This is a genomic window from Microcoleus sp. D3_18_C2 (genome assembly GCF_036702395.1).
Taxonomy (GTDB): domain Bacteria; phylum Cyanobacteriota; class Cyanobacteriia; order Cyanobacteriales; family Microcoleaceae; genus Microcoleus.
The window spans coordinates 1-19,022 of record NZ_JAUBTG010000033.1; the positions used below are offsets into that span (position 1 = coordinate 1).

Consider the following 19,022-nt stretch of genomic DNA (forward strand, 5'->3'; position numbering starts at 1 on the left):
AGCCAGGATCAAACTCTCCGTGTTGGATTGTTTTTTTTGGCTTAGGTCAAGTTCTTTCTACTCAGCACAAAGGCTGGCTTTTTTTCCCTTGACTTTTTTCTCGTTGTTTGCGATATTGAGTATCAGCGATGCCTTTACTCTCAATCTTAATTTTTTGACGAGGTTAATATTGCTTTAAGCTTTCAAACTATTCTTTTTTCTAGGTTCAGTTTTTTACCTTTAGTTCGCGGTTGTTTGAACCGCTTCCCTTCTGGCGCTTTATTAATGTATCAACTCTCCCCAGAGTTGTCAAGCGTTTTGTGAAAATATTTTTGACTTTTTTTGGAAACTATACACACCAAGGGTTTGAGCTACTGATTTCCGATCCTGCCTCCGCTGGCTGACTCCTTTTTCCGGGAAGGGGTCTTTTTTTTGGGCAAGATTGGACTTTTGAGGGGAGTATCTACCGCGCATGGGTAGAATATCTCTACGTGTAGCTGTTTTATATATAGATGTTCGATCGCCCGCTTATGAAAAAACCTACAGCCCGCCCTAGTGGCTTATTCATTACCTGCGCTTCACTGCTGCTGGCTTCTTGCAGTCAGACGAACACTCCCCAAACCTCTACTACAGTATCTCCGGCGACTTCGCCATCTCCCGGTGCTTCCCCAGAGGGTTCGCCTGGGGGGAGTTCCAACACTATATCTATAGGTATTGGGGTGGCGCAAACTAGCAATGTGGCTTTACTGGGTCAGGAACAGGTGGCTGGCGCGAAAATTGCTGAGAAGTATTTCAACGATAAGGGCGGTGTGGATGGGACGCCGATTAGACTGGTGTTCCAAGATACCGGTGGAGACGAACAAGGGACGATCAATGCTTTCAATACTCTGATCAATCAGGATCAGGTGGTTGGTATTGTGGGCCCAACTCTGTCACAGCAAGCTTTTAGTGCCGCTCCGATCGCCGATCGAGCAAAAGTTCCCGTACTCGGCCCCTCCAACACGGCTAAAGGCATTCCCCAGATTGGCGATTATGTGGCCCGAGTCTCTGCGCCTGTGGCCGTGGTAGCACCAAATGCAGTTAAAGCCGCCCTCAAGCAAAATCCCAATATTAAGAAAGTAGCCGTGTTTTTTGCTCAGAATGATGCTTTTAGCAAATCTGAGACTGAAACTTTTCAGACAACGGTTAAAGATATGGGACTGGAATTGGCAACAGTCCAAAAATTCTTGACTACTGATACAGATTTCCAATCTCAAGCCACTAATGGGATAAATGTCAAGCCGGATTTAATCATTATTTCTGGGTTGGCCGCGGATGGAGGCAATTTAATTAAGCAATTGCGGGAGTTGGGTTACAAAGGCGTTATCATTGGGGGCAACGGTCTGAATACTTCTAATGTATTTCCTGTTTGCAAGGCTCTTTGCGATGGGGTTTTGATTGCCCAAGCCTACAGCCCGGAATATCAGAATGAGATTAATAAGGCTTTTCGTGATGCTTATCGCGCTCAATTCAAGAAAGAACCGCCTCAGTTTAGCGCTCAAGCTTTTACTGGTGTACAAGTTTTTGTTGAGTCATTAAAGGCAATTAATGCTAAGTCTAAGGTTAGCGAAAAGCCATTGGCAGAGTTGCGTACAAATTTGAATCAGCAGTTGTTGGGTGGCAAGTACGATACGCCTTTGGGGGAAATTTCTTTTACGCCTGAAGGTGAGATTAATCAGAAAGAGTTTTATGTGGCACAGATTAAGATGGAGGCGGATGGCAATAATGGTAAGTTTGAGTTTTTGAAATGAAGGCATGACACGGATTCTGACACGGATACACGGATGAGTTATTGAGTGTGAGTCTGAGGTCAACCCCGCTGCCCCTTTGGGGGGAAGTCAGAAATCAGAGTAAAAATTGTATGCTGTTTGTTTTTGAATGATTTAATGTTGATGCCGAATCTCTAACTGGTGATGGACTTAACTCTGTTTTTGCAACAATTTTTGAATGGTTTGTCGATCGGCAGCGTGTATGCTATTTTTGCCTTGGGATACACGCTGGTGTTTTCTATTCTGGGAATTATTAATTTTGCTCACGGTGCAGTATTTACTTTGGGTGCTTATTTCACCTATGCGCTGATGGGAGGTACTTTCGGTTTTAATGGGTTGTGGGCTAATGCTCGAATTCCCCTGCAGTTGCCTTTTGCTGTGGCGTTAATTTTGGGAAGTGTCATGGCTGGTTTGGTAGGAGTAATTGTTGAACGAATTGCTTTTTTACCTTTGCGCCGCCGACTCTCTGATCCTCTGCTGACGGTGGTTTCTAGTTTGGGTGTGGCAGTTGCGATCGCCAATCTTATCCAATATCTTGTAGGGGCGGAAATTTACACTTTTCCTGCTAACACTTACGGCTATTTGCCCGCTGCCATTAACTTTGGGACGGCGGATAAACCAATTCCGATTCGGACTGTTCAAATAGTAATTTTTGCGGTATCAGTTGCGATTGTGGCTGTCTTAACTTACTTAATAAATTTTACTAAATTTGGCAAAGCAATGCAGGCTGTGGCTGAAGATGCTACTACTTCTAGTCTGTTGGGTATTGATACTGATAGATACATTGTTTTGACGTTTTTTGTGAGCAGTTTTCTGGCTGGTTTGGCGGGAAGTTTGGTGGGTTCGAGTGTGAGTATTGCTGGGCCGTATTTTGGTATTGCTTTTGGTTTGAAGGGTTTGGCGGTGATTGTGCTGGGTGGGTTGGGGAGTATTCCTGGGGCAGTTTTGGGTGGGTTTATCATTGGTTTGGTGGAGGCTTTTGTGCCGGGAGATTTTTCGGCTTATAAGGATGCTGTTGCTTTTGCCATATTGTTTATTATGCTATTGGTTAGACCGCAGGGTTTGTTTGGTCGGCGTTTGATTCAAAAGGTGTAAAAGAGATAATTAGGTGATTAAAATTGGGGCGATGGTTCGACGCTTCGCACGCACCAACGGCCACGGGGGATTGCCCCCTAAAGAAACTAATTATATCGGAATGATTTAACCGCAGAGGACGCAGAGAACGCAGAGAAAGAGAAGAGAGAAATGAATTATTATGAGGGGACTGGATTTGAGATGAAGTTGGTATTTAAGTATTTTTATTATTTAAAATAAAATCATGGCTGCATTTTTTACTACTTACGGGTTTTTGATTGTCTCGATGTTGTTGGGTGCAATGTTGGGAATGTCGCTATATTTGCCTTTAATGACTGGACAGTTGTCTTTGGCTAGCCCTGGTTTTTATGCGTTGGGTGGGTATATTGCGGCGATTTTGTCTACGACGGTGTTTAAGCCGACAGGGGGTTTGTTTCCTCTACCATTGCTGTTGGTGGAGATGATAATTGCAGGGGTTGTTTCGGGGTTGCTGGGGATTTTGGTGGGAATTCCGGCGCTGCGGTTGAGTGGGATTTATTTGGCGATCGCAACTATTGCTTTTGTGGAAATTTTGCGGGTTTTATCGCTGAATCTGGATATCACTGGCGGGGCTGTGGGCATTTTTGGGATTCCGCAACCGTTTGGGACGCCGATCGAGTATTTGTGGATTGTACTACCTTTGCTGTTGGTAAGTATGGCGATTGTCTATCGGCTGGAACGGATTCGGGTGGGGCGGGCTTTTGCGGCGATTCGGGCTGATGAGTTGGCGGCTGATGCGATCGGCATTAACCCAACTTTTTATAAGGTTTTGGCTTTCACGTTAGGTGCTGTTTTAGCTGGGGTTGTGGGTGCAGTTAGTGCCCATTTTTTGAATACTTGGAACGCGCGTCAAGGGACTTTTGATGCTAGTATTATTTACTTGACTTCTGTGTTGATTGGTGGTAGCAGAACGTTTCTGGGAGCAGTTTTGGGTGGGATGGTGTTTACTGCTTTACCGGAGGTTTTGAGGGGGATGGCGACTATTCAGGGATTGCCGATTTGGTTGGCGCAATTTCTGCGGGATGGGCGGTTAATTATTTTTGGATTGCTGATTGTTTTGGGGACGATATTTTTTCCGCAAGGGTTGGTGACGCCGGAGTTGTTGAAGAGGTGGAGGAAGGGCGATCGTACTTCTGTTTAAAATTAGATTTTTGGTAAAGAAAGGTGCGATCGCATCCCCACTCCTTATCGATCGCCTATCCATAAGAAAAGTAAGGGGCGATCGCCTATCAGTAAAAAAAGCAAGTGCGATCGCCAGAAAACTGAAAATCAGCCAATGAATTAATCACGATCGGGAAATACATCTTCTCCAAATTCGGAGAGCAACCATTCCATATGAGCTACTCCTTCTCGTTCCACATAAATCCTATCAATTTCATTTTCTTCTTGTGCCTTATAAATCATAATAGTTTCATCTTCGACCCGACTAAGTTCAGCCAAGTCTGCTAGATGTTGGGCAGCCTCTTGTTTGTTGAGGAATGTTTGACTCTCGTAGTTATTACTATTAGGTTTAGCTACTAGCCACGAACTGCCTTGTCGAATAATAATGCCTACTTCACTTCCATTAACCAAGACCTCGTACTGCCCACTTTCCGTACCAGTCCCAGTTATGTCTCTGTACACGAAGCTCATGATATGTCTCCAATCTTCTAACGAAGCTGCTTTTTTGCTCTTCCGTATCTTAAACCGATCGCTCAAAACTGCAAAGCGAAAAAAGACGGAAAAAGACGGGTCTTTCTAAAATCGCTATGCAAGGCGGATAAAGACGGATAAAGACGGATAAAGTCGGGTATACTAACTATAGTTCTCCGACCCCCCTACTGATGGACACTGCCCATATCTTGCAATTTGTAGATAAAGTGCTCAGTGCGAAGACAGGCAAACATCTAAATGACTTGCAGCGTAAAATTATCAAGGGAATACTCAATCGACAAAAGTATTCTGATATTGCAGATACTTACGGGTGTACGGCGGGTCATGCTAAGGATGTAGGTTACGAGCTTTTGCAAATGCTATCTAATGCTTTTGATGAACCAGTTGATAAAGGGAATCTGGAATCTGTTCTAGAACGGAAATTAAATCTGAATATAAATTTTGGCGATCGCAACACTACTAATTTTGGTGATAGCAATACAATTAATTATATCAATGGCTGCTCAGAACTACCCACTCCTACCCCAGATAAAAGTCAGCCTCCGACTCCCGACTACCAGGATGGCACGAATCAAGTTAAAATTGAAATGGTTGGTAAATTACGACAGTTGGGATTGAAGGATGAGCAAATTGCAGAGGTGCTAGGGTTGGCCTGGGAGGTGGTGAAGCAGATAGATTGATAATAGCTTTTAGTTGTTTAAAACACACATCCTCAGTCAGGAGGTATAAGTTTTATGTTTGCAGTTGTCACGCCAGAAAAAATTCATTTGCCCCCAGGAACACTTATAAAATTTCCCGCAAACTGGCAGGATTACCAATCACTTGTAGCACAATTGGGCGATCGTTCAATTCCGCGCATCAAATATCGACCAGGAGAGATTTTATTAATGTCCCCTTTACCAGTACACGGAAAACAATCTCATATTATTGCAATGGTGGCAATGGTTTTCCTAGATTACTTGGGGCGAGATTATGAAGCTTTTACACCAATTACGATGGATTTGCCGGAGGTAAGAGGAATTGAACCAGATTATTGTTTTTATATCGATAGTTGTGCGACAATTATTGGTAAAGATCGGATTGCTTGGGGTGTTGAACCGCCGCCGGATCTAGTAATCGAAGTAGACGTAACTAGCTACACGGATTTAGATGATTACTTGCCTTATCAAGTGCCTGAAGTGTGGCTGTTTAAGAAAAATAAGCTCAGAATTTACGACTTGCAAAACGATCGATATGTCGAAAATTCAGTTAGCCGTTATTTTCCCAATTTTAATGTATCAGAAATTGTCGAGGAATGCTGGCAAATGTCGCGCGATCGCCCTACAAGTACAGTCATTCGGGAGTTGCGGCAAAAAATTGAAAGGGAGAACGGTTGAATCATATCGTGTCCGGTGAATTGACCATAATTCCTGTAGGGGCAGGTTCACCAACAATAATCGCCTAAAACCCACAATTATCATAAACCTGCCCCCGCCCACCGACTACAAACAATTTTGATTGCGGGTAATTAAACAAACATGGTATTCTGCCAAATCTTAATACTTTTGTCACTACTGCCGCTAGCCATAAACTCTCCTTCTGGGCTAAAATTAACCGAATAGACAGAGTTATTGTGACCCGCAATATTACAAATTTCTTGACCGTCTTTCACTCGCCAAATTTTAATAGTTTGATTGCTGCTGCTAGCCAGAATCTCGCCATCGGGACTAAAAGCAATAGAATCAACATACCAAGAATGTCCTGTGATAGTTAAAACTTCTTGCCAATCTTTGACCCACCAAATTTTAATAGTATTGTCATGGCTACCGCTAGCCAAAAACTCTCCATTTGGACTAAAAGCTATGCAGCGAACGGAGTCTGTATGACCTGTAAGTGTGCGAATTAGCTTCCCATCTTTAACTCGCCAAATTTTGACGGTTCTGTCCCAACTGCAACTAGCAATAGTTTCGCCATCCGGGCTAAAAGCAACCAAATAAACTAAGTTGGTGTGACCCGCAAGGGTGCGAATTTCTTGCCCGTCTTTGACGCGCCAAATCTTGATTGTTTTGTCCCAACTGCTGCTAGCAATAATTTCGCCATCGGGACTGAAAGCTGCGCTGTAAACTGAGTTAGTGTGACCCACAAACGTGCGAATTTCTTGCCCATCTTTCATCCGCCAAAGTTTGACAGTTTTGTCGTGGCTGCTGCTGGCTAGCATCTTTCCGTCAGGGCTGAAAGCTACTGTATAAACTGAGTTAGCGTGTCCTGTGAGGGTGACAATTTCTTGCCCGTCTTCAACTCCCCACAGCTTGATTGTTTTGTCATCGCTGCCGCTGGCTACAACTTCTCCGTTGGGGCTGAAAGCCACAGAGTAAATTAAGTTTTTGTGGCCTGTTAGGGTGTGAATACATTGCCAGCTATAGGTTTGCTGTTGGGGCTGGGCGGGAGTTTTTCCTGGTTTAACTAACTTGGAACTTGTTTTAGGAATTGCTAGATCGATCGCAACTTGGGGATTAATTTCTTTTAATACTTCAACAGCCGTTTGATAGCGGCGGTTGGTAGCATTGGCAATCATTTTGTCTAAAATTTTTCCGAGTTGTTCACTCACGGGGTTGTTAGCCAAATACTGTCGCCATATCCAGGAATCTTCACCAGGATCAAACAGGTCAAAAGGGGAAACTTGAGTTAGCAAGTACAAACAAGTTACGCCTAAACTGTACAAATCGCTGGTAAAAAATGCTTTGCCTCTAGCTTGTTCGGGGGCGATGTATTCGGGGCTGCCGATGCTGGTTCCTGTTTTGAGTAATGCTGTACCTGTAGCAATTTTGGCAGCGCCAAAGTCTACTAAGACTAATTGTTTGTCGGCGCGGCGAATGATGTTTCCGGGTTTGATGTCTCGGTGAATAACGTTGTGGGAATGGATGAAGTGAAGGACGGGTAATAGGCTATTGAGTAAGTCTTGAATTTGATTTTCTGTAAATCTGCCTTCTGTTTCTACAATTTGTGCTAAATTTTGCCCGTCGATAAATTCTTGGACTACATATTGTCTGCTGTCTTGGATAGAATAGGCTAATAGTTCGGGAATTTGAGGGTGTTTGCCCAATTCGTCTAATCGCATTGCTTCTTGTTCAAAAAGTTCGGCTGCTTTTTTGCTGTTGCGATTGCTTGCTGATGGGATGAGTTGGGTTTCTGCGGGTAAAAATTGTTTGATGACGCAGCGGGGTTTTGAGGGTTTGTCTTCGTCAACGGCGAGAAAGGTTCTGCCAAAACCGCCTTGTCCGATCGCCTTTATAGCCCGGTAGCGATCGCGCAGCAGCAGTTTTGAACGGCAATTTCGGCAAATTTTGGCTGCGGGAGGGTTTTGTGGCTGGGAACAGTTGGGATTTAAGCAGTAACTCATTCGATTTTAGATTGCGGATTTTTGATTGTTGATTTTAACTTTTTGAATATTTCCACAGCGCAGTAGATATTATACCTCATTAGCTTTTTAGGAACGGGCTAGAAGCCCATTCCACAAGAAATTCACTCTTTGTGGAATGGGCTTCTAGCCCGTTAAGCGAGAATGGTGATCTGGGCGTGAGTTCCGGGGTACCTTACTATATATGCCAGTTGCGTCAGTTCTGTTTTAGAAATTCCACATGACGGGGTTGTCGTCTAAACGATCGGTGACTGTTCGCCCGATCGCGTCAATTTCTTTTAATTCCTCTTCACTCAATTTTACCTCAGCAGCTTTAGCATTTTCGGCTGCTTGTTCCCCGTCGCGCGCGCCGACAATTGCATTTGTTTGTGGCTGGGAAATCAACCAAGCTAAAGCTAAGTTGCCCAAGCTTGTCTGGTGGCGATCGGCAATTGGCCTGAGTTGATTTAATGCTGTTTGCACTCGGTCGTAATTTTCTTTGATGAACAGCTTATTTTTGGCGCGGTGGTCGCCTTCTTCAAACTTGTGTTCTGGCCCGAATTTACCTGTCAATATTCCTTGAGCTAGAGATGAATAAGCAATAATTGAGATATGATTGTCAACACAATAGGACATAACATCTTTTTCTACCCAGCGCCAAAACAGAGAATAGGGCGGTTGCAGGCTGTCGATGCGTCCGTATTGGGCGGCTTCTTCTATTTGGGCGCGGGAGAAGTTGGAAACGCCGATCGCCCGAATTTTTCCCTGTTCTTTTAACTTATTCAGGGCGTCCATTGTTTCTGCAATTGGCACTAACTCGGAATTCCAACTGCCAGCGGGCCAGTGGATTTGGTAAAGGTCGATATAATCGGTGTTGAGGTTTTTTAGGGATCGATCGCACGCTTCGATTAACAAATCGGGTTTCAGGTGGTTGGCGAAAACTTTGCTAGCATAAACTACTTGCCATCGCACATCTGAAAGTGCTTGACCGATAATTTGTTCCGAATGCCCTTCTCCGTAAACCTCAGCCGTATCAAAGGTGGTAATACCTGCCTCAAAAGCCGCGCGCATTGCTTTGACAGTTTCAGCATCCTCAATTCCCACCCACATCCGCTTCCCAGCTTGCCAAGTCCCCATAATTATCGGGGTAATCTGAATTTGTGATGTCCCCAATTGTCGCTTTTGCATACCCTAAGTCCTCATTTATATTTTTAGTATTCACCCTCAAGCTCTGTAATCTTAACAGAAAACAGTTCGGTAGTCTCCACATTAATGCTATCGTTTTATTTTGCAATAAATAGTGATATACAAAGTTAAAAATTAAAAATGGGATCATCTCGCTTGTGCAGCTAAGGATCGCGAATTAAATAACTTACAATTTTAATTATTATTGTGGAAGTTATTTAATTCTCATTCCTAAGCTAGAAATTGGAATTAGGAGTCAGGATCCAGTAGGAAACAAGTCAGAATGAAGAAGGAAGAAACCAGAATAAGTGTTTTTACAAATATGAGATGCTCCCATTATAAGAGTCTAAACCTACCTTATAAAGCAATAATTTAATCCTCTAAAATCACTTCTGCATCTTGTGTTGCTTGAGAACTTTAGCGGGACTGATAAATGAAATACCCTGAGAAGATGAGGTACTAATCATGACAGCTTCAATGACAGGATCGTAAACCGTTTTTTCTGCAACCCACTCCACAATAAAGTTTGCACCTGAGCCTCCACTTGTATCATCTGCTGCAATAAAAAAGTCTGTGGAAGCAAGGGGCTTGAGTTCTACTGGACTCTTAATGTCGTGCCTAATCAATTTCCCATCGCTATCGTAGTAACGCACCGAAGTAATAATAATCGAATTTGTCAGATCCGTATTGCGGATACTGAGGGTGGCTGACAAATTCATGACTTGATCCTTGCTATTGTAGTGATAAATATGTGAGTAAATAGGGACATATACGGTTTGTCCCATCACAACTTTTGTTTTATCTAACGGGACTGCTTTCAGTGAAATTTCACGTTTTATATCGGGTTGTTGTCTTGGTGAGGTAGTTTGGTCCCAGCAAGAGCTCAGGACGATCGCCCCTAGCGCCCAACCAATCCAGAAATCATGTTTCAACTTCATCGCCATTCATCCAAATACACCACATAGCTGGCAAAAGTATAGTCATTTATAGACATGGGAGGCTTCAAGTCCCTCCCCCTTCGCTTTTACTTTGAGCGGATTGACCCGCCTCGGCTGAACTACGCAGCTCCCTATCCCATCGCTGAAGGCATTTGGGATTGCTTTTCTGAGGATGTTGTACGAAGCGTTGATATCAGAATTAATTAATTGACCAGTCGATGTTTTGTACAAACCCCGCTTAACCCGCTTACCAGTAAACACAGGCTCTTTTTCGGTTTTTCCATAAACAGGAATTGGGTCTAAACCTAAAAAACTGGAGCGGGATGTGTAGGATTCTTCCTGCACAATTACTGTGATTCCCGCCAAGCGAGCTTTGTACTCCAACATTTCAATTAATCGAGAGTGAGGAATACTGACAAAATTTTGGTTGGTTTGTTTACCGAGATTGATATCGGTTTTCCACTGTGCATTTTTGCCGATTACCAGCGTTCCAATTTGGTTCACTACCAAATCGTCAACAATCACACGACTAGCATGATGCAAGTAATTATCAACTTTCTGATTTCGACAGCGAGTTGATCGCTGAATTCTGGGTGAGGTTTGACGATTCCCTTTTAACTGGGATTGTAATCGGGATTTGCGTTTGTTGTAGAACTGGTTAATCGATTTTAATGGTCGCCCGTTGATCAACAAAGGGATAAATCCCGGTTGATTTGAAGTTAACGCCACTAAATTGTCCAATCCTAAATCAATACTAGCTACAGAGTTGGCATTGCCAAGGCTGGACTCCGCTTCATCATAAATCACCTCAATTACATAGGAATCACATTTCGGAACCAGTCTAACTTGACAAATCTGGTTGGGATTGAGTTGGGTTTTAATTGAAAGTTCAGTGCCGGAAAGTTTAATGATTCCTTTCTTCAACTGTTTGCTGCTAATTGATTGAATCGTGTAAACGAGAAGGTTACGCCCTTTAGTCTTATCTTTGTACTTTGGCAATTTTGGGCTACCCGTTAATTTTGAAGAGTCAGCTTTGTAAGCTTTAACGGCTTCAAAAAACGATTTCCAATTCTTGTCTAGCACCATCAAGATTTGCTGACTTACTTTAGCAGGCAAAGCCTTATATGCTTCGTGAGACCTCATCAATCGGTTCATTTCGTTATAACTGACATAACCCCATCCATAAATAAAGCTCTGACGAATGACGTAATTGGCGGCATTGTAGAGGTTTTTGGACTTGAAAGCTAGTTCGTCTATTTGGGCGAAACGGTGTGACGTTGATTTAATGATGTGCCTCTCTGTTAGTTGCATTTGAGACTTGCGTTTTTTGGGCGATGCGTATTCCTTGTTCAACACTCACAACAATAGAATACCATTATTGTTTATAATTGCTTATAAACTCAATGAAGTTTTACAATACATTGCAGTTACGTCTAAAGCAGAGTGCACCTTCTCTCTCGTTTGAGGCGGCTTAGTGATAAGGTTTGAGCGGCAGTTCAACCTGGAAAGTTGAGCCTTTGCCCACTTCACTCGTCACCTGTATTTGTCCGCTGTGTGCCTTGACAATTTGTTCGACGATCGCCAACCCCAGCCCAAAGCCTCCACTATCCTGCGAGCGATCGGTGTCTACTCGATAGAAGCGATCGAAAATATAGGGTAAGTCCACTTCTGGAATACCGATTCCCGTATCGATGATCTGAATGACTGCCAAATGGGAATGAAGAACTAAGCGTATCTTTACAGTTCCGCCAACAGGAGTATATTTACAGGCATTGTAAAGCAAGTTTTCGACTACTTGCCGCAGCAAATCAGGATCGGCCAATAATTCAATCCGTTGTGCCGGTGATTCGCAGGTTAGTTTGATATTTTGGACTTCTGCAAGTGCGAGAAACTGGGTTGCTAAATTGCTCAGCAACTCGTTGAGATTGATTAACTTGAGCGATTCCGGCGCAAGTCGCCCCTGATGACGAGCCAACAGCAGTAAATTATTCACCAAGGCTCCCATGGATTTTGCGCTATCTACAATGTTTTCTAAGGGAGGATGGTAACGTGTATCATCAGCCGCGATCAGCAACCCAAGCTGGGCATTAGTGAGAATGGCAGACAGGGGCGATCGCAACTCGTGAGAGGCATCGGCTGTAAAGCGCTGAAGCTGCTGATAGGCTTGCCGAATCGGTTGCATGGCCAGCCCACTGAGAAACCAACCTGTGAGGGCAATTAAGCCCAGTGTCAGCGGGACAGCGAGAGTTAGCACAATCTGAAGCTCAGTGAGCCTGTTTTGAGTTTCTGTCAGGGGAGTTGCAACCTGAAGATAACCGAGTATCCCAGTTCTACCTTCAACGGGTAATGTCACCTGACGCAGCCAGATTCCTTTTCCCAAAAGTGGATCGGTCGATCGAACTGTGAGATAACCAAAGGGCGTATTTAACCGATCGGCAGGAGAATTCCCAAAAAAACGAACTAGCCGCCCTTGTGCGTTATACCAGCGCACGTAAATCAGATCTTCAGCAAGGGGATGGGAACCACTGCCTAACAAGGAGACATGACTCAGATCGACCTGGCTCTGGTTTTTGCGAACTTCATAATGTACGCTGGCAGCCATGACTCTAGTCTTGTCATAGAGCAGTCGATCGAGCGCCTCTAGTTTATCTTTCACCTCAATCTGATAGATCACCCCTGCAAACAGCACAAGAATGCTTCCCATTGAGAGGGTGAACCAACGAGCCAGATTGCGACGACTTTGATTAAACACAGCTTGCCTTTACGATCGTGACTTTTCAGGGGAAGTGAGGCGATAACCCATACCGTAAATGCTCTCAATCCAGTCTGCCGATCCTACAGCCTGCAAGCGTTGGCGGAGTTTGCGAATTAGAACAGTGATCGCATTGCTCTCTGGTTCAGTCCCCCATTCCCACACACCTTGTTCAATCTGATTCCGAGTCAAAACTTGCCGGGGATGACGCATAAAATACTCCAACAACTGAAACTCGCGACTGGAGAGGGAAACGGTTGCACCTTGTCGCTCAACAGTAAGAGTATCGAGGTGGAGGTGCAGATCCTCAAGGCTGAGCGTATCTCCTTGCCAAAGGGGCGATCGCCGTCTTAAGGCCCGCACTCGTGCCATGAATTCAACCAAGTCGATCGGTTTCACCAGGTAATCATCTGCACCTGCGTCTAACCCGGTCACTTTTTCCGGCGTGGTGTCTCTTGCGGTGATCATCAAAATCGGCGCTGTTTTCCCTGCCGATCGATATTGACGACAGAGATTTACCCCACTGATATGTGGCAACATCCAGTCCAAAATCAACAAATCATATTCTTTTTCTGATAACAGCCACTGTGCCGTCTGTCCATCTTTTACCCCATCCACGCTATGTCCTGCTTGAGACAGCACTGTTTGAAGTGGCATCAGTTGCTTTGGGTCATCCTCCACAAGTAAGATTCTCATATTTTTCTTTAATTGGGCCTATCGAACTGAAACATTTGACGCATCGTCCTTGAGTAGGATTTCAGGAGACCGCTAACTCCACTAAAGTGCAAATATAGCAATCCTAAATCATTGGTGAATTTCTTACTCCCTCCCCTTGATAAGGGGAGGGTTGGGGTGGGGTAAAAAATTTATGTGGCAGGTTACTAAACGTTGGCTAAAAGCATCAGGCGCAGAGTTTTGGTTGCCATTGCCGTTTGTGGCGATCGCGTTTTGGGTTTGCTCTAGTTTCCTAATGGCTCAAGAATTACAACAACCCCAGATAGTAAAGAATAAACTTCAGGCAGATACCCAGCTTAAAGCAACGGTGTCTGTCAATATATTGCTGATCAACGCGGTGATTAACCGAAAACAAGGAACCACCCAGGTTGCGGTAGAAACAGCAGAACCCATTTTGAAGCGATTGGAATTAGAATTGCCAATGACTGACGCAACCCAGATAGAGGCAGCGATCGCGCAAGAACTCCAGTTATCACGTCAAAATGTTCGCCAGTTAGTCCGTTACGAAATTGTTGAATAAGTTTAGTGTTTCAATATTGCGATCGTATCCAGTAGACCTCTTGCAAAAATCCTTTTCATCAATTGATGGGACGGGCTATCCGGCCCATCCCACAAGAGTTATTTTTTTTTGTGGGATGGGCATCTTGCCCGTCCTATTTATTTTTGCAAGAGGTCTAGTCAAATAAGGTTATTAAATCCATAGGTTTCCTCGCTGCGATCGCGCAATTTTTTAAGTAGCAAGAAGCGCCAAATGCTCTTGCCACTTCGCTGTTAATAACTACTGAGTAACGATTTCGTTAGTGATGGAAACATTCGCTGCAGTTTGCCGAGCAATTTGTTCTGCCAATGCTTTTTGTTCGGCCGTTTGAACGCGCCCTGTTAACACAATCGAATTATCCCGATCGTCTGCGTCCAAATCGAACGGCTTGAGGGTGGTATCGGAGTCCAAGGCATCTTCTACGCGATCGGCAATATCGTCAATGTCTTGATTTTGAGGCGTCTGTGCGGTCGTGGTTGCAGGCGCTGGAGTGGTTGGAACAGTCGTATTTCCAGTGGCAGTTGTGGGAGCAGAAGTAGATGGAACAGTTGTCTGTGGAGTATTGGGGGAGGTGCAAGCACCTAAACCCAAAATAGCAACAGTGCTGACGCTGATTCCTTGCACCAATAGCTTTAATAATTGCATATTCTTTGTTTGTTTGTTTTGTTTGTTGTGAAACGCAATTTTGCCGATAAACCTCAGCATGAAGTCTTTGAGGATTTGAACTCAATATAGGCTTTCGAGCTCTCCTATGAGGTACTCATGGGCATAGGCCTCCGTGGGCATAGGGCATACCTCACTTTTTTGAGAACTCGTATAAGTAAATGTACCATAGTTCATCCATCAAAAGTAATGCTTTTTACAACCCTTTTAATAAAAGGTAACAATAAATCAAATCGAGTGAACTAAGGTTGGCAAGTTTATAAGTTATCTTAATCGGTTCTCTGCCTAAGTATAGGGAGCAAATGTGATCCAAATGTGAGTAACAGAAATCAGTCGCTCACTTTTCCCTCACTTTCATCAATGACGCTAGAAACAAGACGAAATAACAGATAAGCAGTTGGCTTGACAAGAAACGTTATGACTGCAACCAATGTAGAAAAATTAGTAGAACACTCTTGGCATCACATTTCTGTCGAGAAAGTGGCTCGGATTTTAGAGACTGACCTGGAAATAGGTCTATCTTCCGACGTGTCAGCCGAACGGCGCGAAATCCTCGGCCCCAATCAACTAACGGCTCAGAAGCCGCAAAGTGCCTGGTTGCGATTTTTTCAGCAACTGAATCAGCCACTAATCTACATTTTGTTAGCTGCTGGGATAGTAACAGCATTTCTGAAAGAGTGGATTGATTCAGGGGTAATTTTGGGGGTTGCTCTGACGAACGCCACCATTGGTTTCGTTCAAGAGTCAAAGGCAGAGAATGCGATCGCCGCTTTAGCAAAATCTGTTGCAACTGAGGCAACCATTCTCCGCAACGGTCAAAAGCAAGTGGTTTCATCCAGTGAACTGGTTCCTGGCGATCTCGTCTTGCTGTCTTCTGGGGATAAAGTGTCTGCGGATCTGCGGCTGATCGAAGTCCGTGACTTACAGGTGGATGAGTCAGGATTAACGGGAGAATCTGTCCCGGTTCAGAAGCAATCCCAGGCGCTAGAGGCAGACACTGCACTGGCCGATCGCACGAACATGGCGTATACAGGAAGCCTGGTAACGTTTGGACAAGGACGCGGACTCGTCGTCAGCATTGGTGACATGACCGAGACGGGACACATTTCCCAACTCATGCAGCAAAGTACCACACTGGAAACCCCACTGAGTCGCAAAATTGACAAATTTAGCAAAACCTTGCTCTATGTCATTTTAGCTTTGGCTGCCTTCACCTTTGCAGCAGGCATTGCCCAGAGATTTTCTTGGGTTGAGGTGTTCAAGGCATCTGTGGCGCTTGCCGTCAGCGCAATTCCTGAAGGCTTACCCGCGATTTTAACGGTGACACTGGCGATCGGGGTTTCCCGGATGGCAAAGCAGCACGCCATTATTCGCAAACTTCCGGCAATTGAGACGCTGGGGAGCACCACCGTGATTTGTTCTGACAAAACCGGAACCTTGACTGAGAATCAAATGACTGTTCAAGAGATCGATGCCGGTGGAAAGCGATATCGGGTTAGCGGTGGAGGATATGCACCAGACGGGGAAATTTCTGTAAATGGACATTCCGTTGACTTAACCAATGCACCTGCCTTATATGAATGCCTGCAAGCAGGACTTTTGTGCAACGATTCGCATCTAGAAGTGCAAGATGGAAACTGGACTGTAGTCGGTAGTCCAACGGAAGGGGCGCTGGTTGCGGTAGCCCAAAAAGCGGGGTTAATTACTGAGAAACTGGAGGAATCGCTATCCAGGCTCGATACACTGCCGTTTGAATCTCAGTTTCAATACATGGCAACCTTACATGACGATCGTCCAGAACGGTTGATTTATGTCAAGGGTTCGATCGAGGCAATTCTCAAGCGGTGTCACCAGATGCTCGATGAAGAGGGAGAGGCGAGATCCCTCAACGCCGCGCCGATCGAGGAAACTGTGGACAGAATGGCGAAAAAAGGGTTACGAGTTCTGGCACTTGCCAAGAAAGTTGTACCCGCTTCTCAATCTTCAATTGACCATTCTGATATTGAGCAAGGGTTAACTTTTCTGGGGTTGCAAGGCATGATCGACCCGCCTCGCCCCGAAGCCATTCAAGCGATTCAAGCCTGTCGATCTGCAGGAATTCAGGTCAAGATGATTACGGGCGATCATGCCAAAACAGCAGCAGCGATCGCGCACCAAATGGGACTAAATCAAACCCAAGAGGCTCCCGTTTTTACCGGTCAAGAACTCGCTCAAATGAATCAGCAGCAATTCGCCAATGCTGTTGAACAAAGCTGCGTGTTTGCTCGTGTCGCACCAGAGCAAAAGCTCCGCATTGTCGAAGCACTTCAGTCTAAGGGCGAGATTGTGGCGATGACTGGAGATGGAGTTAACGATGCTCCCGCCCTGAAGCAAGCTGACATTGGGATAGCGATGGGTATTACAGGCACCGAAGTTACAAAAGAAGCAGCGGATATGCTGTTGACAAACGACAACTTTGCTTCGATCGAGAAAGCAGTTGAGGAAGGGCGCACGGTTTATAAGAATCTGCTGCGGGCGATCGCCTTCATCCTGCCCGTGAATGGTGGAGAATCCATGACCATCTTGATTGCCGTACTTCTGGCAACCCCGCTACCCATTTTGCCAGTACAAATTCTCTGGCTGAATATGGTCAGTTCAGTGGCGTTGAGCTTACCGTTGGCATTTGAGCCGCCCTCTCCCGATGTCATGCAACATCCACCTCGACCGGCAAATGAACCGCTGCTGTCTCGCAGGCTGACGGCTCGCATTCTGACAGTTTCAGTATTTAACTGGATTGCGATCTTTGGGATGTTTGAATGGATCGTCCAAACCACAGGTAATGAAGCTCTAGCCCGGACGATGGCAATTCAAGCATTGGTGGCGGCCGAAGCTTTTTACCTGTTAAGCATCAGTCGCTTCGTTCCGGCGATCGTCGCCAAACTACGCGGTAAAGATGAATCAGTTGGGTATGCTGTGGCGATCGGCATTGGGGCTATTTTCATTCTCCAATTCCTGTTTAGCCAATGGGGCATTATGAATCAGTTATTCAACACTGAAGCTTTGAACCCAATCCAAGGCTTAATTTGTATCGGATTCGGACTGCCAATGATTCCTTTGTCAGCTTTGCTAAAGCGTTTTGCACCTCTGAATTAATACTAAATCCTGGTTTGTCATTCTGTAGATCGATCGGCGGTTAAAACCGCTTCTATACAAACACAGTCTGCCTGCGCCGACTAAAGAATAACAGAATCTCCAAACCCGGATTCGGTATAAGTAGATCGATCGGCGGTTAAAACCGCTTCTATACAAACACAGTCTGCCTGCGCCGACTAAAGAATAACAGAATCTCCAAACCCGGATTCGGTATAAGCAGTTTTTGTGATGCGGTCATTCAAAGCGGCTTTACACACTATTTACCAATTTTGTAGCGTTGAATATTGAATATTTATCATGACTTCCCAAAATCTCAAACGTGCTAGCGGCCTATTTACTAATCATCGAAATGTAAAGCAGGCGCTTGTTGAGCTAAAAAGCAGGGGCTTCCCCATGCACAAGATTTCAGTGATTGCTAAACCTTCTGACAATAATGATTTGGACTCTCTGGGGGTGCAGCAAATTGTAATCACAAGAGCAGCAGGCGCACAATTAGGCGCGATATACGGCAGCATACGACTAGGTGCACTAGCCTTAATTGTTGGACTCAGCAGCCTGCTAATTCCCGGTATTGGTCAGGCATTAGCGGTGGAAAGCCTTTTAGCAACTTTCGCTGGAAGTGGGATTGCTGCAACTGCTGGCGGTCTATATGGCGCACTTCAAGGATGGTTGGTGCCAGAAGAACAAGCAAGAATTTACAACGACAGATTTAACCAGGGAGATTATTTGATCGTCATGGAGGCAAGAGAAAATGAGATCGTGATTGCTGAACCTGTCCTTAAACGTTGGGAGATTCTGACGTGGCGTGTCTGTGATGCCACATAAATTCAAGGTAAGAAAGGACGATTACCTTCGAGGAATTTATTCCCGCGAATCAGAACGTCCAAAAATAGTCCTAATTTTGACTATTGATGACTTTGGGCGATCGCTCTCCTATTCCTCACAGATGGCTCGACAACTTCCATTACTCGCCGATTCGACAACCGCGATCGGGTCTGCCATGCTTCAGAAGAGACTGTTCAAAAAAGAAAAGCCAGCACAATTAAGACGAATTAGCATTTTGTAAGGGTTGGGAAATTATCCAGAACTCTACCAAAAAAATTGCACTCTAAAAACGCCCCTAGCGCCCAACCAACCCAGACATCCTGTT

General features: G+C 44.8%; 18 protein-coding genes. 10 read left to right on the forward strand and 8 right to left on the reverse strand.

The genetic code is table 11. The features are described 5' to 3' along the window. The first annotated feature begins 509 nt into the window (after positions 1–509). From QUA88_RS18890 to QUA88_RS18905, 4 genes are all read left to right on the forward strand, one after another. A complete protein-coding gene (locus QUA88_RS18890) occupies positions 510–1,769 on the forward strand; it encodes an ABC transporter substrate-binding protein (RefSeq protein ID WP_333273135.1) in 1,260 nt (419 codons plus the stop codon). Between the two features lie 162 nt (positions 1,770–1,931). Further along, entirely contained in the window at positions 1,932–2,882 is a 951-nt protein-coding gene (locus QUA88_RS18895; protein ID WP_333053637.1) for a branched-chain amino acid ABC transporter permease, read from the forward strand. Between the two features lie 223 nt (positions 2,883–3,105). Beyond that, positions 3,106–4,041, forward strand: a complete 936-nt coding sequence (locus QUA88_RS18900; RefSeq protein ID WP_333053630.1) for a branched-chain amino acid ABC transporter permease — start codon at positions 3,106–3,108, stop codon at positions 4,039–4,041. 10 nt (positions 4,042–4,051) lie between these two features. Further along, positions 4,052–4,180 (forward strand): hypothetical protein, encoded by a 129-nt coding sequence (locus tag QUA88_RS18905; protein ID WP_333053629.1) that lies wholly within the window; start codon positions 4,052–4,054, stop codon positions 4,178–4,180. Between the two features lies 1 nt (position 4,181). On the opposite strand, the gene QUA88_RS18910 is transcribed toward QUA88_RS18905, so the two are convergent. Next, positions 4,182–4,532: a hypothetical protein gene (locus QUA88_RS18910; protein WP_333053628.1), complete on the reverse strand. Its 351-nt coding sequence runs from the start codon at positions 4,530–4,532 to the stop codon at positions 4,182–4,184. A 191-nt stretch (positions 4,533–4,723) separates the two neighbouring features. On the opposite strand from QUA88_RS18910, the gene QUA88_RS18915 reads away from it, so the two are divergent. Together QUA88_RS18915 and QUA88_RS18920 are read left to right on the forward strand one after the other, a co-directional pair. Beyond that, entirely contained in the window at positions 4,724–5,233 is a 510-nt protein-coding gene (locus QUA88_RS18915; protein WP_333053627.1) for a hypothetical protein, read from the forward strand. Positions 5,234–5,287: 54 nt separating this feature from the next. Further along, positions 5,288–5,929: a Uma2 family endonuclease gene (locus QUA88_RS18920; RefSeq protein ID WP_333053626.1), complete on the forward strand. Its 642-nt coding sequence runs from the start codon at positions 5,288–5,290 to the stop codon at positions 5,927–5,929. A gap of 131 nt (positions 5,930–6,060) precedes the next feature. On the opposite strand, the gene QUA88_RS18925 is transcribed toward QUA88_RS18920, so the two are convergent. The 6 genes from QUA88_RS18925 to rppA all read right to left on the reverse strand — a co-directional run bounded on the left by QUA88_RS18925 (position 6,061) and on the right by rppA (position 13,500). Then, positions 6,061–7,932: a serine/threonine-protein kinase gene (locus QUA88_RS18925; protein ID WP_333273139.1), complete on the reverse strand. Its 1,872-nt coding sequence runs from the start codon at positions 7,930–7,932 to the stop codon at positions 6,061–6,063. 225 nt (positions 7,933–8,157) lie between these two features. After that, positions 8,158–9,117, reverse strand: a complete 960-nt coding sequence (locus tag QUA88_RS18930) for an aldo/keto reductase (RefSeq protein WP_333208873.1) — start codon at positions 9,115–9,117, stop codon at positions 8,158–8,160. A gap of 383 nt (positions 9,118–9,500) precedes the next feature. Next, positions 9,501–10,058, reverse strand: coding sequence for a DUF3124 domain-containing protein (locus QUA88_RS18935; RefSeq protein WP_333234244.1), 558 nt, complete (start codon positions 10,056–10,058; stop codon positions 9,501–9,503). A 36-nt stretch (positions 10,059–10,094) separates the two neighbouring features. Continuing rightward, positions 10,095–11,363: a transposase gene (locus QUA88_RS18940; RefSeq protein WP_333208877.1), complete on the reverse strand. Its 1,269-nt coding sequence runs from the start codon at positions 11,361–11,363 to the stop codon at positions 10,095–10,097. A gap of 160 nt (positions 11,364–11,523) precedes the next feature. Continuing rightward, positions 11,524–12,804, reverse strand: coding sequence for a HAMP domain-containing sensor histidine kinase (locus tag QUA88_RS18945; RefSeq protein WP_333273142.1), 1,281 nt, complete (start codon positions 12,802–12,804; stop codon positions 11,524–11,526). A gap of 9 nt (positions 12,805–12,813) precedes the next feature. Then, the gene (rppA, locus tag QUA88_RS18950) at positions 12,814–13,500 is read right to left on the reverse strand and encodes a two-component system response regulator RppA (RefSeq protein ID WP_333273145.1); all 687 of its coding nucleotides are present in this window, start codon (positions 13,498–13,500) and stop codon (positions 12,814–12,816) included. Positions 13,501–13,672: 172 nt separating this feature from the next. On the opposite strand from rppA, the gene QUA88_RS18955 reads away from it, so the two are divergent. Continuing rightward, positions 13,673–14,059: a hypothetical protein gene (locus tag QUA88_RS18955; RefSeq protein ID WP_333053620.1), complete on the forward strand. Its 387-nt coding sequence runs from the start codon at positions 13,673–13,675 to the stop codon at positions 14,057–14,059. Positions 14,060–14,317: 258 nt separating this feature from the next. Here the strand turns inward: QUA88_RS18955 and QUA88_RS18960 are convergent, their stop codons facing one another. Further along, positions 14,318–14,722 (reverse strand): BON domain-containing protein, encoded by a 405-nt coding sequence (locus tag QUA88_RS18960; RefSeq protein ID WP_333053619.1) that lies wholly within the window; start codon positions 14,720–14,722, stop codon positions 14,318–14,320. A gap of 435 nt (positions 14,723–15,157) precedes the next feature. On the opposite strand from QUA88_RS18960, the gene QUA88_RS18965 reads away from it, so the two are divergent. The 3 genes from QUA88_RS18965 to QUA88_RS18975 all read left to right on the forward strand — a co-directional run bounded on the left by QUA88_RS18965 (position 15,158) and on the right by QUA88_RS18975 (position 18,938). Further along, a complete protein-coding gene (locus QUA88_RS18965) occupies positions 15,158–17,872 on the forward strand; it encodes a cation-transporting P-type ATPase (protein ID WP_333053618.1) in 2,715 nt (904 codons plus the stop codon). A gap of 297 nt (positions 17,873–18,169) precedes the next feature. Beyond that, positions 18,170–18,697, forward strand: a complete 528-nt coding sequence (locus tag QUA88_RS18970; RefSeq protein WP_333053617.1) for a hypothetical protein — start codon at positions 18,170–18,172, stop codon at positions 18,695–18,697. Further along, complete coding sequence (locus tag QUA88_RS18975; protein WP_333208880.1) at positions 18,687–18,938, forward strand: hypothetical protein; 252 nt, start codon at positions 18,687–18,689, stop codon at positions 18,936–18,938. The genes QUA88_RS18970 and QUA88_RS18975 overlap by 11 nt, the downstream gene beginning before the upstream one ends. Positions 18,939–19,022 lie beyond the last annotated feature (84 nt).